Origin of the sequence: Pararhizobium sp. LjRoot235 (genome assembly GCF_964254145.1) — a bacterium.
Taxonomy (GTDB): Bacteria; Pseudomonadota; Alphaproteobacteria; order Rhizobiales; family Rhizobiaceae; genus Pararhizobium.
In genome coordinates, this window is sequence record NZ_CAXUSP020000001.1 from 512,190 (window position 1) to 527,422 (window position 15,233).

General features: G+C 59.4%; 16 protein-coding genes and 1 tRNA gene. 15 read left to right on the forward strand and 2 right to left on the reverse strand.

The window, feature by feature from the left end:
• Positions 1-120 precede the first annotated feature (120 nt).
• Positions 121-210: transfer RNA gene (locus ACSQ2Z_RS02405), tRNA-Ser, on the reverse strand.
• A gap of 291 nt (positions 211-501) precedes the next feature.
• Between ACSQ2Z_RS02405 and rplU the strand changes: the two genes are divergently transcribed.
• From rplU to ACSQ2Z_RS02425, 4 genes are all read left to right on the forward strand, one after another.
• On the forward strand, positions 502-870 hold the full coding sequence (gene rplU / locus ACSQ2Z_RS02410) for a 50S ribosomal protein L21 (protein ID WP_112845357.1): 369 nt from the start codon (positions 502-504) through the stop codon (positions 868-870).
• A 33-nt stretch (positions 871-903) separates the two neighbouring features.
• Positions 904-1,173, forward strand: a complete 270-nt coding sequence (gene rpmA / locus ACSQ2Z_RS02415) for a 50S ribosomal protein L27 (protein WP_113004827.1) — start codon at positions 904-906, stop codon at positions 1,171-1,173.
• Positions 1,174-1,299: 126 nt separating this feature from the next.
• Positions 1,300-1,956 (forward strand): GNAT family N-acetyltransferase, encoded by a 657-nt coding sequence (locus tag ACSQ2Z_RS02420; RefSeq protein ID WP_436079743.1) that lies wholly within the window; start codon positions 1,300-1,302, stop codon positions 1,954-1,956.
• Positions 1,953-2,534 (forward strand): GNAT family N-acetyltransferase, encoded by a 582-nt coding sequence (locus ACSQ2Z_RS02425; protein WP_436079744.1) that lies wholly within the window; start codon positions 1,953-1,955, stop codon positions 2,532-2,534. The genes ACSQ2Z_RS02420 and ACSQ2Z_RS02425 overlap by 4 nt, the downstream gene beginning before the upstream one ends.
• 48 nt (positions 2,535-2,582) lie before the next feature.
• Here the strand turns inward: ACSQ2Z_RS02425 and ACSQ2Z_RS02430 are convergent, their stop codons facing one another.
• Positions 2,583-3,443, reverse strand: a complete 861-nt coding sequence (locus ACSQ2Z_RS02430; protein WP_436079745.1) for an endonuclease/exonuclease/phosphatase family protein — start codon at positions 3,441-3,443, stop codon at positions 2,583-2,585.
• Positions 3,444-3,526: 83 nt separating this feature from the next.
• Between ACSQ2Z_RS02430 and obgE the strand changes: the two genes are divergently transcribed.
• From obgE to ACSQ2Z_RS02485, 11 genes are all read left to right on the forward strand, one after another.
• A complete protein-coding gene (gene obgE, locus ACSQ2Z_RS02435; protein ID WP_436079746.1) occupies positions 3,527-4,537 on the forward strand; it encodes a GTPase ObgE in 1,011 nt (336 codons plus the stop codon).
• Between the two features lies 1 nt (position 4,538).
• Positions 4,539-5,708, forward strand: coding sequence for a glutamate 5-kinase (proB, locus tag ACSQ2Z_RS02440; protein ID WP_436079747.1), 1,170 nt, complete (start codon positions 4,539-4,541; stop codon positions 5,706-5,708).
• Positions 5,701-6,981: a glutamate-5-semialdehyde dehydrogenase gene (locus ACSQ2Z_RS02445; protein ID WP_436079748.1), complete on the forward strand. Its 1,281-nt coding sequence runs from the start codon at positions 5,701-5,703 to the stop codon at positions 6,979-6,981. The genes proB and ACSQ2Z_RS02445 overlap by 8 nt, the downstream gene beginning before the upstream one ends.
• A 36-nt stretch (positions 6,982-7,017) precedes the next feature.
• Entirely contained in the window at positions 7,018-7,599 is a 582-nt protein-coding gene (locus ACSQ2Z_RS02450; protein ID WP_436082949.1) for a nicotinate-nucleotide adenylyltransferase, read from the forward strand.
• Positions 7,600-7,694: 95 nt separating this feature from the next.
• Positions 7,695-8,141, forward strand: a complete 447-nt coding sequence (gene rsfS / locus ACSQ2Z_RS02455) for a ribosome silencing factor (protein WP_436079749.1) — start codon at positions 7,695-7,697, stop codon at positions 8,139-8,141.
• 208 nt (positions 8,142-8,349) lie between these two features.
• The gene (gene rlmH, locus ACSQ2Z_RS02460) at positions 8,350-8,832 is read left to right on the forward strand and encodes a 23S rRNA (pseudouridine(1915)-N(3))-methyltransferase RlmH (RefSeq protein ID WP_436079750.1); all 483 of its coding nucleotides are present in this window, start codon (positions 8,350-8,352) and stop codon (positions 8,830-8,832) included.
• Positions 8,833-9,138: 306 nt separating this feature from the next.
• Positions 9,139-9,300, forward strand: coding sequence for a hypothetical protein (locus ACSQ2Z_RS02465; RefSeq protein WP_436079751.1), 162 nt, complete (start codon positions 9,139-9,141; stop codon positions 9,298-9,300).
• A gap of 77 nt (positions 9,301-9,377) precedes the next feature.
• The gene (locus ACSQ2Z_RS02470) at positions 9,378-10,373 is read left to right on the forward strand and encodes a hypothetical protein (RefSeq protein ID WP_436079752.1); all 996 of its coding nucleotides are present in this window, start codon (positions 9,378-9,380) and stop codon (positions 10,371-10,373) included.
• Positions 10,374-10,382: 9 nt separating this feature from the next.
• Complete coding sequence (locus ACSQ2Z_RS02475; RefSeq protein ID WP_436079753.1) at positions 10,383-12,242, forward strand: ABC transporter ATP-binding protein; 1,860 nt, start codon at positions 10,383-10,385, stop codon at positions 12,240-12,242.
• A gap of 116 nt (positions 12,243-12,358) precedes the next feature.
• A complete protein-coding gene (locus ACSQ2Z_RS02480) occupies positions 12,359-13,798 on the forward strand; it encodes a murein hydrolase activator EnvC family protein (protein ID WP_436079754.1) in 1,440 nt (479 codons plus the stop codon).
• A complete protein-coding gene (locus ACSQ2Z_RS02485) occupies positions 13,788-15,110 on the forward strand; it encodes a S41 family peptidase (RefSeq protein WP_436079755.1) in 1,323 nt (440 codons plus the stop codon). Before ACSQ2Z_RS02480 ends, ACSQ2Z_RS02485 begins: the two co-directional genes overlap by 11 nt.
• The last annotated feature ends 123 nt before the right edge of the window (positions 15,111-15,233 follow it).

Consider the following 15,233-nt stretch of genomic DNA (forward strand, 5'->3'; position numbering starts at 1 on the left):
CTTCCACCGGAAGCGCCGCGGGCGTGGCCCCCCGCTGCCCCGTCAGCATACCAGCAGCCAAATGCCTAACTTGGGCGAATGGCGGAGCTCGCCTATCCGTGGAAATTTTCAGGGCGTTTATGGCGGAGAGGGTGGGATTTGAACCCACGATACCCTTGCAGGTATGCCGCATTTCGAGTGCGGTGCATTCGACCACTCTGCCACCTCTCCGGATGATTTGGTCGGCGCCTTTGAGCGCGAGGCGGTTCATAGCGGCAGTTTGGCGGGATGACAAGGGGTAGAGGCAAGGAATATTTGACGAATTCGTGACGCCTGCCTTGACAGTTTTCGCCGCTTCCATTAATCCGCGCAACTGAGGTGGTGTGGCATGTCCTCACCGCGCCGGGTGTTTATTGCGCCCGTTCACCGGCAAGGTCCTGAGGCCTTGTCATGTCCGACTGGCAAAAAGACGGCCTCGCTTTCTTAAGGCGGAGAGCCGGAACGAACATGAAAGGATAAAAAATGTTCGCAGTCATCAAGACCGGCGGTAAGCAGTACCGCGTGGCCGCCAACGATGTCGTCACGATCGAAAAGCTCGACGGCGTAGCAGGCGACAAGATTGAATTCACCGAGATCCTGATGGTCGGCGTCGGCGCAGACGCAACCATCGGCGCTCCGTTTGTCGAAGGTGCCGTTGTCAGCGCCGAAGTTGTGGAACAGGGTCGCGCCAAGAAGGTCATCGCCTTCAAGAAGCGTCGCCGCCAGAACTCGAAGCGCACCCGCGGTCATCGCCAGCATCAGACGACCGTCCGCATCCTGGACATCGCTGCCGCCGGCAAGGCGAAGAAGGCTTCCAAGAAGTCCGAAACCGCCGCCGAAGCTGCAAACTGAGACAACGGATCTAAGGTTTAAAGGAGAACACCAATGGCACACAAAAAAGCTGGCGGTTCGTCGCGCAACGGTCGTGATTCCGAGTCCAAGCGCCTTGGCGTGAAGAAGTTCGGCGGCGAAGTCGTCGTTCCGGGCAACATCATTCTGCGTCAGCGCGGAACCCAGTGGCATCCGGGCGCCAATGTCGGCCTCGGCAAGGATCACACCATTTTTGCGCTTACGGCGGGCAACGTGAACTACCGTACGAAGGCCAATGGCCGCGTGTACGTGTCTGTAATGCCGAAAGCCGAAGCAGCGGAATAAGCCGGTAGCGCTCTAAAACAGCCGGCGTCTCATCGACCCGGCTGACCGCACCTGGTTCAGACCAAGATCAAAAGGGGAGATGGGGCAAGACCCAACTCCCCTTTTTCACGTCTTGGAGGACTGACCATGCAGAGCGAATTGATGAGGGAGAGCCAATCGCGGTCTCCCCGGGAAGATTCCCTGGAATCTTCTCAGGAGAGGCCAAGGCCTCAGCGGTCAAGGACCGATTGCCCGATATTGTTATCGCCCCGGCTCGTTTTGCGCGCGCCCCATGAAGACGATATCGACGCCCTTGCCCATCTTGCCAACAACGCCAATATCGCCACCATGGTTTCGCGCATGCCGCACCCGTACACGGTGGCCGATGCCGCGGATTTCGTACGCCGTACGAAGACGGGCGCGATTGGCAAGTGCGTCTATGCGATTACCAAAGCGGATAATGGCGCATTCCTGGGTTGCTGCGGTGTCGAGCCGCATCCCGATGGCAAGACGGCGGAGCTCGGCTATTGGCTGGGCGAACCGCACTGGAACAAGGGTTATGCCACGGAAGCCGCGCAGGCGCTGACCGACATGGCCTTCCGCACCCGCGACATCGACCAGATCGATGCGCGCTGCCGGGTCATGAACATCGCTTCGCGGCGGGTCATCCAGAAATGCGGTTTCCAGTTCCAGGGCTCAGGCATGGTCGACAGTCTGGCGCTGGGCGGCATGATGTCGGTCGAATGGTACCGGCTCGACCGCAAGACCTGGATGTCGCTCAGAAGCTGGGGAGGTCAGAGATGACCGCTCACCTTGTTGAACCGCCAAAGGTCGCAGCCCGTCCCGATCCCGGCTCTTGCCCGGTCATTGAGACCGCGCGGCTGACGCTGCGTCCGCACCGGCTCTCCGATGCGGATGCCGTGGCTCAGTCGCTTGGCGACTACCAGGTCTCGCGCATGCTGGCGCGGGTCTCGGCACCGTATCACCGGCAGGATGCGCTCGACTGGCTCATCCGGCAGGGGTCCGGGCTGATTGGCGGCTGGACGCTGGCGATCACCACTGGCGACGATGTCCATATCGGCTGCGTCGGCATCGAGCTTCGCCACGGCCAATGGCATCTCGGTTACTGGCTGAACCGCTACTACTGGGGCCGGGGCTACGCCGGCGAGGCGGCGCATGCGGCAATGGAGCGGTTTTTTCGGCGCATGCCGGACACCGTGCTGCATTCCGGCGTGTTTGCCGACAATGCGGGCTCACTGAAGCTGCAGAAGAAGCTAGGCTTCGAGATCACCGGCTGCGCCCAGATCTTCGCATTGGCCCGCAACGGCATGGTGAGCCATATCGAAACCCGGATCACGGCGGGCAATCTGCGCAGGCCGTGACACCCAATGACGAAGCCCGCGGCGTAACATCCGCGGGCTTTTTTGATTTCATGCGAGTTCGAAGCCAACCGGTAGATGATCGGAGCCGGCCGCGTCGAAGTCGATCCACGCATCCTTCAATCGCGGCGCGAGCCCGCTGCTCAGGAAACAATAGTCGAGATGCATGCGCTTGTTATGATCGGCGTGATCGATCCAGCTATAGCTTTCCGGCGAAAGCCGGCCGAGATGCGCCAAGGCATCGACCGGGTTTGCCTGACGCAGCCCGCGTCCATAAAACGCATCGCGCATGCCGGTCATCGCGCAATATTCGGGGCCCTCCGGCACCATGTTGAAATCGCCCATCAGGACGAAATCGTCCGGATGCGGCAACTCGTCGAAACCGAAATCGGCACCGCCGGTCATCGCCCCTCCCTCGATAGCATAGGAGAGCGCCCTGTCCTTCAGATAGGTGATCTGGGCTATCCGCTCGTCGGGGGAAACGTGGTCGAGATGAACCGAATAGACCCGCAAGGGGCCAGTTGGCGTATCGATCAGCGCTTCGGTTGCGCCACGCTGAACGTTCATCGGCGAGATCGTGCGGGTGCGCGGCAGGGGAATGAGGCGCGTGGAGAGGATCGGAAAGCGCGACAGGATCATGTTGCCGAGCTGGAAGCGCCGGTCGACGGCGCGGCCATTCTCGATCACCGACCCGGCATCGACTTCGCAGGCCGGCCAGAAGGCAGAGAAGTATTGCGGCTTGAGGTCCCGGAAAATGGCGACAAGATCGGCGTTGCCGTTGCGATGAAAATTCCGCGTCACTTCCTGCAGCGCGATAACGTCGGCGCCGTCAAGACTTCTGGCAATGCGTTCGGGGTCAAAACGGCCGTCGAGACCAACGCCGTACTGAATGTTGTAGCTCAAAAACTTCACGATATTCTTTGACCTCCGGGGCAGGCGCCTATATCGATGGCGGCAAATACGGCAGGAAAATACACAAACCAGATGGCAGTGCGATGAAATTTCTCGACGAAGCAAAAGTCTATATCCGCTCGGGCGACGGCGGTGCTGGCGCCGTGTCGTTCCGGCGCGAGAAATTCATCGAGTTCGGCGGTCCGGACGGCGGCGACGGCGGGCGCGGCGGCGATGTCTGGGTGGAGGCCGTCAACGGATTGAACACGCTGATCGATTTCCGCTTCCAGCAGCATTTCAAGGGCGGCACCGGCATTCACGGCATGGGCCGCAACCGCACCGGTGCCGGCGGCGCCGACGTGACGCTGAAGGTGCCTGTCGGCACGCAGATCCTCGAGGAAGACGGCGAAACGCTGATCATCGACATGATCACCGAGGGCCAGCGCTTCCGGCTGGCCGCCGGCGGCAATGGCGGTTTCGGCAACGCGCATTTCAAGTCTTCCACCAACCAGGCGCCGAGCTGGGCCAATCCCGGGCTCGAGGGCGAGGAAAAGACCATTTGGCTGCGGTTGAAGCTGATCGCCGATGCCGGCCTCGTCGGCTTGCCCAATGCCGGCAAGTCGACCTTTCTCGCCACCTGCACCCGCGCCCGGCCGAAGATCGCCAACTATCCGTTTACGACGCTGCATCCGAACCTTGGCGTCGCGACGATCGACGGCCGCGAATTCATCCTTGCCGATATTCCCGGCCTGATCGAGGGCGCGCATGAGGGGACCGGCCTCGGCGATCGCTTCCTTGGCCATGTCGAACGCACGCGCGTTCTGCTGCATCTCGTCTCGGCGCAGGAAGAGGATGTCGCCAAGGCTTACAAGACGGTGAAGCATGAGCTCGAAGCCTATGGCGGCGAGCTCACCGACAAGCCGGAAATTGTCGCCTTGTCGCAGATCGACGTGCTTGATCCCGACGAGCTGAAGAAGAAGCAGAAGGCGCTCGCCAAGGCGAGCGGCCAGACCCCACTGCTCCTGTCGGCCGTCGTTGGCACCGGCATGACGGAGACACTGCGGGCGCTGCGCGATGTCATCGTTCGCGCCCAGACGGTCGGGGACGATGACTGACATGGCTGCGACCCGCAAACCGCTGGAAAAATACCGCCGGATTGTGATCAAGATCGGCTCGGCCCTGCTCGTCGATCGCAAGACCGGGCTCAAGAAACAATGGCTGAACGCCATGTGTGCCGACATCGCTGCATTGAGAGCCAAGGGCGTCGATGTTCTCGTCGTCTCCTCCGGCGCCATCGCGCTCGGCCGCTCGGTGCTCGATCTCGCCCCCGGCGTGCTGAAGCTCGAGGAAAGCCAGGCGGCCGCGGCCGTTGGCCAGATCGCGCTTGCCCGCGCCTGGTCGGAAAGCCTGTCGACCGACGAGATCGTCGCCGGCCAGATCCTCCTGACGCTCGGCGATACCGAAGAGCGCCGCCGTTATCTCAATGCCCGCGCGACGATCAGCCAGCTTCTCAAGATGGGCGCCGTACCGATCATCAACGAAAACGACACGGTCGCCACCACCGAAATACGCTACGGCGACAACGACCGGCTGGCCGCCCGCGTCGCCACCATGACCGGCGCGGACTTGCTCGTCCTCCTCTCCGACATCGATGGCCTCTATACGGCGCCGCCGCATCTTGATCCCGATGCCCGTTTTCTCGAAACCATCGCGGAAATCACCCCGGAGATCGAGGCGATGGCGGGCGGGGCTGCCTCCGAACTGTCGCGCGGCGGCATGCGCACCAAGATCGATGCCGGCAAGATCGCGACCGGCGCCGGTTGCGCCATGATCATCGCCTCCGGCAAGGCCGATCATCCGCTTTCGGCCATCGGCACTGGCGCCCGTTCCTCCTGGTTCGCGCCGTCTCGATCACCGGTCACCGCGCGGAAAACCTGGATTGCCGGGCAGTTGCTTCCGGCTGGCACCCTCGTCATCGACGCAGGCGCCGAAACGGCGCTGCGCTCGGGCAAAAGCCTGCTTCCGGCCGGCGTGCGCCAGGTCACCGGCTCCTTCAGCCGCGGCGACACGATCGCCATCATCGGTGCCGAAGGCCGTGAAATCGCCCGCGGGCTTGCCGGTTACGACGCCGACGAGGCGCGCCAAATCGCCGGCAAGAAATCGGCTGAGATTGCCGCTATTCTTGGTTATGCGGGCCGCGCCGCGATGGTGCATCGCGACGATATGGTAATGACGGCACCGGCAAAACGGGAAATCGATGCGGCAAGGAGCGACGCGCATGCTTGACGACGTGCGGAAAAAGGAAATCCAGGAACTGATGGCGGTGATCGGCAAGCAGGCGCTTGCCGCCAGCCGGCCGCTCGCCACAGCATCGGCCGAACGCAAGCATGCCGCCCTTGTCAGCATGGCGAGCAACATTGTTGCCCGCAAGGACGACATCCTTACTGCCAACGCGCTCGATCTGGACCATGCCCGCGAAACAGGCGTCGCCGCCTCGTTCCTGGACCGTTTGACGCTGTCGGAAGGCCGCATTCTCGATATGGCCAACGCGATCCGTGCGATTGCCGAGCTTCCTGATCCTGTCGGCGACGTCATCGCCGAATGGGACCGCCCGAACGGCCTGCACATCGAGCGCGTCCGTACGCCGCTCGGCGTTATCGGCGTCATCTATGAAAGCCGCCCAAATGTGACGGCGGATGCCGGTGCGCTTTGCCTCAAGGCGGGCAATGCCGTGATCCTGCGCGGCGGGTCTGACAGCCTCCACTCATCGCAGGCTATTCATGCCTGCCTGGTACAGGGCCTGAAGGATGCCGGCCTTCCAGAGCATGCGATCCAGATGGTGCCGGTCCCCGACCGCTCGGCCGTCGGCGCCATGCTGACGGGTCTTGGCGGCACGATCGACGTTATCGTCCCGCGCGGCGGCAAGAGCCTTGTGGCTCGAGTCCAGAACGAAGCCCGCGTTCCTGTCTTTGCCCATCTCGAAGGCCTGTGCCATGTCTATGTCGATGCTTCGGCCGATCTGGAAATGGCGAAAGAGATCGTCGTCAACGCCAAGATGCGCCGCACCGGCATCTGTGGCTCCGCAGAGACGCTACTAATCGACAGCAAGGCGAAAGATAAGTTCGCCGCACCCCTCATTGCCGCGCTGCGCGACGCCGGCTGCGAAGTCCGTGCCAGCGAAGACATTCGCGCCATCGTGCCGGGCCTGATCGCGGCGACGGAAGAGGATTGGGCGACGGAATATCTCGATGCGGTCATCTCGGCGAGGCTCGTCGATGGCATCGATGGTGCCATCAATCATATTGACACCTGGTCCTCGTCCCATACGGAAGCGGTAATCGCCGAGGATCCGGCCGTCGTCGAACGTTTCTTCTCGGAAGTCGATTCGGCCATCCTCTTGCACAATGCCTCGACACAATTCGCCGATGGCGCCGAATTCGGCATGGGCGGCGAGATCGGCATTGCCACCGGCAAGATGCACGCACGCGGGCCTGTCGGCGTCGAGCAGCTGACCTCGTTCAAATACAGGGTGCGCGGCACCGGTCAGGTGCGGGCTTAAGTGCATTCGGACGACGTCGATCCGTTCTACCTGAAGATGCCCCATGTCGAGAGCGGCATGACGGTCGGCCTGCTCGGCGGTTCGTACAATCCGCCTCATGACGGCCATGGGCTGGTTGCCGATATCGCGCTGCGCCGTCTGGGCCTCGATCAGCTCTGGTGGATGGTAACGCCCGGCAATCCCTTGAAGAACCGCAACCATCTCGCTCCTCTGGCTGAGCGGATCAGGCTTAGCGAGATGATTGCCCGTGACCCGCGGATCAAGGTGACGGCGTTCGAGCAGTCGCTGGGGCAAAGCTACACGGCACGCACGCTGGAGAAAATCCGCGAACGGAACCGCGATATCCGTTTCGTCTGGATCATGGGCGCCGACAATCTGAAAAACTTCCATCTCTGGCAGGACTGGCAGAAAATCGCCCGCACCTATCCCATCGCCGTCATCGACCGGCCGGGGGACACACTGTCCTATCTCTCCTCCAAGATGGCGAAAACCTTCGACTATGCACGGGTCGACGAAGCCCACGCCGCAAGCCTTGCCTGGCGCAAGGCACCTGCCTGGACCTTCATTCACGGACCGCGCTCGCCGCTCAGTTCAACGGCGCTTCGGTCGAAATCATGAACAATGATTAACCGTCATTTACTTCTCATGTCTTGAAACATTAAGGCATTGGTGCCTACATTTAGCGTAGCGGTTCGACCGACAATCGAATCGTGGTGCCTGTTCTGTGCAACTGGAAAGGAAAGACCCTGACAACAGTACACGCGAAGGGAAATGTCAGCCGCATTTTCCCGCAAAGCCCGGATCGCAGCGACGAAGCCGCTGCCCGTGCTCTTCACCTGGTCCTCAACAGTCTCGAGGACTCCAAAGCAGAAGATATTGTCACCATCAACATTGCCGGAAAATCGGCGCTGGGAGACTACATGGTCGTCGTCTCCGGGCGGTCGAGCAGGCATGTCATGGCGATCGCCGATCACCTGATGACCGACCTGAAGGACGAAGGCTATGGCAATGCCCGCGTCGAAGGTCTGGAAACCGGTGACTGGGTGCTGATCGACAGCGGTGACATCATCATCCACGTGTTCCGTCCGGAAATCCGCGAGTTCTACAACATCGAAAAGATGTGGGCCGCGCCGGATATGGAAGACGGCACTTTGCACTAGGCGCCGGGCCTCCTTCACGGAGCCACCCGACGAGAGCGCAATTTTCGGATCCTGTGACAGTCGCGCAGGTGAAATCATCTGATTGCGATCGGTAGCAGAACGGAATCGCGGCACCGGCATTTCGCCGGAACAAATCGACTGCGTGTTCAGGCGGCCATCGCGGAAAAGCCTGTATGTCATCGGTGCGCCGAAAAATCGAGGAAACGACATGCGGGTTGGTCTTTTTGCCGTCGGGCGTCTCAAGGCCGGCCCGGAGAAGGATCTCGCTGCCCGCTATCTCGATCGCTTTTCCAAGGCAGGTCCGGCGATCGGCCTCGAATTGTCCCGCGTCACCGAAGTGCCTGAAAGCCGCGCCTCGAACGCCGAGACGCGCAAGCGCGAGGAAGCGGCCCTGCTGGAAAAATCCCTCCCTGATGGCAGCCTTCTCATTCTGCTCGACGAGCGCGGCAAGGCGCTGGATTCGGAAGGCTTCGCCTCCCTCATCGGCTCGTTCCGCGACAGCGGCAAACGCGACCTGATGCTGGCGATCGGCGGCGCCGACGGCCTCGACCCCTCGCTGCACGGCAAGGCAGATGCCGTCATCTGCCTCGGCAAGATGACCTGGCCGCACCAGTTGGTGCGCATCCTGATCGCCGAACAACTCTACCGCGCCGTCACAATTCTCTCCGGCCACCCCTATCACAGGGTATAGGAAAATCCCCACTAGCCCTGAAAGAGCGGGCAACCTGGAGCCGGGTGGACAGCTGCAATGTGATAAGTCACGAGTAACGTGGCGGCACCGACCGCGGAGCCCGCCCAGCGCATTGTTGTCGCACGCTCTGGTAGATATATTTCTTAAATATAGTCTTGATGGTTGCCAAAAAGTTGACAATCGCTGACCACAATTACAACTTATTTTTGCATAAACTCGCTTTGCCACCGGCCGATTACCGGTGCATTCAAGTGGTCTACAACTAAGTGAGATTAATATAATCTCGCATTTACAAGGACATAAGCTATGAATGACAATAAGAGTGCGAATCGCAATGCCGTTTCCATGGAGGAACTGGCAAAGGGACTCTCAATAGGTCTCACACGCCCTGAGTGCACTGATGGCGGCACCCATGATCCGGGCGTCGGCCTTGGCGGTGGCTGGATGGCCGCTTCTGTGCGCTCTTGATTTTGGAGATCTAGTCGGACGGGGCGGGTCACTGCCCCTTCTGCACTTGCATCGCGCGAACGAGTGGAGAGATCTTGATGTTAAGCGTCCATTCCTATGAAACCGCAAACATAGCGAAACTCGACCCACGGGCTGTCACGGAGTTTTGTGAAAACCAGCTTGTCCGAAATGGGACAATCATACCGCTTGCTGCTACGAGCGATTCCAACCTGATGGCAGACTTGGCTGGATGGGCTGGAGAATACTTTTCTGAAGATATTGCCCGCACAACCGACCTGATTTCCGACCGCGACATTGGCATCGCCGGCATGGACATTCCGATTATCTACGACGATCCCACGAAAGATGCGATCTGTGGCGCATTGGTGGCTGTTTCGATTTCGCAGCACGTCATGCCCAGCCTGCTCGACAAGGAGAATAAAACACCGTTCTCGATGTTTAATGCGTCACCGGAAAACAACGCGGCGCTTGCCAAGGCGGGCATGAAAGACATATCGCCGACGGACATATTAGATTTCCATTCCGACGGCTCTGTTCTCAATGACGTATTGGATGTGCCAGATTACATTTCTCTATATAATGTGTTCATAAATTACAACCAACGGGGAAGTTTCTATTGGGTCCCATCGTTATCGATATCGAACTTGAACAGCTATATTACGGAGTTTGGATATGAGCAGGAATATCTCTTCGATCTAACTCCAACTGTTTACAGTGAGAAGGGATCTGAAATTAAGTCGATTGTGGCAAGGCGTGCCAGAACATCGATCTTTCAGAAGAACTCGCGTGACGAGGTGGTAACGTTTATGAACGGGTCCTTCCTTGGGAAGGCTACCGACATTGGCGATCACCTAAGTGAACGATTGACGGAGTTTCAGCACGAGATATCGACCAACAGTTGCCGTTATGCAGTTCCTCAAGAGTCGCGCCGCATGGTGCTACTGAACAATGCGAGCGGCTTCCATGCCCGAGATATCTTTGAAGATCCCATCGATGGCTACCCGATCACGCGGTGTTATTTGCGGAGTGCTTCAGCGTCTGGTCACGTCGTCGGGGAAATTGTCGCAAATTGAACGAGCGAGATGATAAAAGACCTTTTCCGAAGATTTGAGCGCCTCGTCTCAATCCGAGATCATGAACTGAGCCTGCAAAGTGACTCAGGCGCTTTTCGCGTTCTCTGGACATTTTTGAAGCCGTTCAAATGGATTATTGTCGCTTCTGCCGTGACCGGGATGATTTTGACCGGTTTCGAGCTCGCGAAACTGTGGGCAGTGTCGCATCTCGTTGATGTCGTGGCCTATTCGCGAACCATGGAGCTGTCGCCTGAAAATCTGCTGAAATTTGGTGTCTTGATCTTTGCATATGCCCTGCTGGATCCCTTGATCTGGCTAGTCAACTACATGCTACGCATGCAGTCGCTGAAGAGCCAAACCAAGGCATCGTCATTGTGGCAGTCCCATAAAGCCGCGGCTCGCCACGACATGTCCTACTTCAATGCCATGCATGCCGGGCAGGTGGCAGGACGCATCAACCAGATATCGACGGCAGTCCAATCTGGCGCAGAGTTGCTGGCTGGCCGCTTTCCGATGGGCTTCATTCGCTTCATCGGGTCCGCTGTCCTGGTCTCATACTTGGCACCGTTGTTTCTTGTCCCCGTGTTGGTCTGGATAGTATTAAATGGCGTATTCGCGGTATGGCTAGCCCCCAAAGTCAATGTTCAGGCACAGAAAATCTCCGAAACCGCTAGCATCGTTAACGGAACAGTGACAGAATATTTTTCAAATATAAGAGTAATTAAGACATCATTTGCGTATAGATCGGAGAATGACTTCGTCTATGCTTCCATCGAGGAGCAGAATTTTAACAGCATGCAAATCAACCGGCTGACAACGATAACTGGTCTGTTGATACGTGTGCTCAACACGGGATTGGTCGCGACTATCCTTGCTTTAGGTGTTTATGGTCTGAGCGTTCAATCCGTTTCTCCGGGCGAGTTCGTTGCGGGGGTAACATTGGCGAGCGGCATGGCTGCAGATGCCGGATGGTTCGTGTCCATATGGGAGGGACTCACCCAGAGCCTTGGCGCGATTAAAGATGCCCGGCCGACGATCGACCCTCGCCCGAAAATAACCGCTCCGGTCGATGATGCGGGGAGATTCGAGAAACCTCCCGTAATAGAGCTATCCAAAGTTGCCTTTGCGTATGGGAACGGAAGCCCCACGATCCTTCGTGATATCCAACTAAAAATTCGGACAGGGCAGAAAGTCGGGATCGTGGGCCCATCCGGCGCCGGAAAATCAACGCTGATAGACTTGCTGCTTCGGCTTTATGACGTCTCATCGGGCGAGATAATGTTCGACGGCGTGAATATAAAAGAGATACCTTTGGCGAAGTTAAGGAGTAGCTTTGCTGTAGTGTCACAGAGCGATTCACTCTTTCATCGCTCAATCAAAGACAACATCGCTTTTGGCGTAAAAGAGTTCTCATTCCAAGATATTGTGAACGCTGCAAGTATGTCAGACGCAAAAGGCTTCATCGATGGGCTGTCGTCAGATGGAAAGCAAAGCGGCTATCATGTGATTGTAGGAGACCGCGGCGCAAAGCTGTCGGGCGGGCAGCAGCAGCGCATACTATTAGCGCGAGCATTCATGCAGAAACGGCCGATCCTGATACTCGATGAGGCGACATCGGCGCTGGACTCGAACAGTGAAACTCTTATCCAGCAGGCGATAGCCTCCTTTTCGAAAAATACCACTGTAATTGCCGTTGCGCACCGCCTGTCTACGATCAGAGATTTCGATAGAATTGTCGTTCTGGACGCAGGACGAATCTCTGCCGTAGGAACCCACGACGATCTACTTCGAGATAACCCTTTGTATCGCGACCTTTGGGAAAAACAGGCGGGGCAAACAACCCCTCACCAGTTCGGTCACATGGATTGATCTTTTCGCGCGTCCTACTCGCCACGCAGATACCGTAATTGCCGGGGATGGCTGTTGGCGGCGATGGCCAAATCAGCGTAGGGTTTACGGACGGACGGCTGACAGCGAATGGCGGAATGACAACAGGATTGAAGAGGCGGACGAGGAAAGGGCAGCCGGCACATGCCGGGTGGCTAGGTCTTCGCGCGAGCCTCTTGACAGCCGGGCTCCTGCTTGCCGCTGCCGCATCGGCGCAGACCGCCGAAACGACCGACCGGAATCCGCAGACATCCACCGGAGAAGCCCAAGCACCGGTTGATCCTGCCGCCGATCTCGCACTCAGGCGTGACGGCACCCGCAGTGAACTGGAAGCCCTGTCGAAGACCATTACCCTATCAAACGATCGTTCAGCCGAACTGCAGGCCGGCATAGAGGAACTCGAAAAGACCAGCGAGTCACTGAGAGCGGCGATCGTCGATTCGGCGAACAAGCGCAAGGCGCTGGAACAGCAGATTGTCGATGGCGAAGAGAAGCTGACCGCGCTGCGGACGAAGGAAGATGCCGTTCATAAATCGTTGCGCGCCCGTCGCGGCGTGCTCGCCGAGGTGCTGGCGGCACTGCAGCGGATGGGGCGCAATCCGCCGCCCGCACTGCTCGTGACCCCCGAGGATGCACTTGGCTCTGTTCGCAGCGCCATCCTGCTCGGCGCCGTCGTTCCGGGCATTCGCCATGAGACGGAAAACCTCGTTGCCGACCTGCAGGCTCTTTCCGGTCTACGCAAGGAAATCACGACCCAGAAGCAGGCGCTCGGCGACGACCTGTCATCCCGGGTCGAGGAAGAGCGGCGCATGAACATGCTGATTGCCGAAAAGCAGAAACTGAAGCAACGCAGCGCCACCGAGCTTGCCGCCGAGCGCCGCAAGGCCGAGCAACTGGCTGCGCAGGCGACCAGCCTCGAAGGCCTGATCGGCTCGATCGAGACCGAGATCGCCTCGGTGCGCGATGCTGCGGCCGCGGCCAGAGCCGAAGAAGAAAACCGCAGGAGGATGTCGGAAGAGCAGCGGGCTCAAGCCCGCGAACTGGCAAACAGCGGTACGCCCGACAAAAACCGCATTGCGCCTGCATATGCATTTTCGGACCTGCAGAAAAAGCTCGCATTGCCGGTGGCCGGATCGATCCTGCGCCGGTTCGGCGACGCGGACGGCACAGGGCATTCGCTTCAGGGCATGATGCTCGAGACCAATGCAGGGGCGCTGGTGACAGCGCCGTCGGATGGCTGGATCGTCTTTGCCGGTACGTTTCGCAGTTACGGCCAGATGATCATCCTCAATCCCGGCGACGGTTACCATATCGTTCTGTCCGGGCTCGAAGGCGTCACGGTGCAGCAGGGGCAGTTTGTCGTAACCGGCGAGCCGCTCGGCACCATGGGTAACAAAAGAGTGGCAAGTGCTACCGCATTGGCGCTGGAAACCGAGCGTCCAACGCTTTACATTGAATTCAGGAAAGACGGAAAGCCGGTTGATTCCCGACCATGGTGGACCGCAGCAGATACCGGAAAGGCACGCAATGATTCGTAGAACGTCACTTGTTCTGGTCGGGGCACTCATGGGTGCAGCGGCCACGGGCGTTGTATATTCCTCCATAGTACCGGCCGTCGCGGCCAACGCGTCCACCTATCGCGAGCTGTCGATCTTTGGCGATGTCTTCGAACGGGTCCGCGCCCAGTACGTGACGCCGCCGCAGGACGACAAGCTGATCGAGAATGCCATCAACGGCATGCTCTCGTCGCTTGATCCGCATTCCAGCTACATGAATTCCACTGACGCCGAAGACATGCGCACCCAGACCAAGGGTGAATTCGGCGGTCTTGGCATCGAGGTCACCATGGAAGACGATCTCGTCAAGGTGACGAGTCCGATCGACGATACGCCGGCTGCCAAGGCAGGCGTTCTTGCCGGCGACTTCATTTCGAAGATCGACGGGCAGGACGTGCGCGGTCTGAAGCTCGAGGAAGCCGTCGACAAGATGCGCGGCGCCGTCGGCAAGCCGATCAAGCTGACGATCCTGCGCAAGGGTGCTGAAAAGCCGATCGAACTGACGATCATCCGAGACATCATCGCGGTGCGCGCCGTCAAGTTCCGCGTCGAGGGCGATGTCGGCTACCTGCGGGTGATCTCCTTCACCGAGAAGACCTATGACGACCTGAAGGCCGGCATCGAGAAGATCAAGACCCAAGTCCCGAGCGACAAGCTGAAGGGCTATGTGCTCGACCTGCGCCTCAACCCAGGCGGCTTGCTCGACCAGGCGATCAATGTCTCCGATGCCTTCCTGGAACGCGGCGAGGTGGTCTCCACCCGCGGCCGCAATCCGGACGAGACCCGCCGCTTCAACGCGACGGCGGGCGACCTGACGGATGGCAAGCCGGTGATCGTGCTTGTCAATGGCGGTTCGGCTTCGGCCTCGGAAATCGTCGCCGGCGCCCTCCAGGACTTGAAGCGCGCCACCGTTCTTGGCACGCGCTCCTTCGGCAAGGGCTCGGTCCAGACGATCATTCCGCTCGGCGAAGCCGGCGCACTGCGCCTGACCACCGCGCTCTATTACACGCCGTCGGGCAAGTCGATCCAGGGCACTGGCATCTCGCCCGACATCAAGGTCGAACAGCCGCTGCCGCCGGAACTGCTCGGCAAGGTCGAAACGACGAGCGAATCCAGCCTGCGCGGTCATATCAAGGGCCAGAACGAAAACGAGGAAGGCTCCGGCTCTGTCGCTTACGTGCCGCCGGAAGCCAAGGACGACCTGCAGCTGAACTATGCGCTCGACCTCTTGCGCGGCAAGAAGTCGGACCCTGCCTTTCCGGCCAATCCGGAAAAGGCCGAACTGAAGCAGTAAGCTGCAGCATCCGCGTGTTGCGCGGATCCCGATAAACAACGCACCGCCTGGCTCCGGCCGGGCGGTGGTTTTGATTGTTGAACCAGCGGCCTGCCGCCCCTCGCAACTCAGATCGACAGAGAC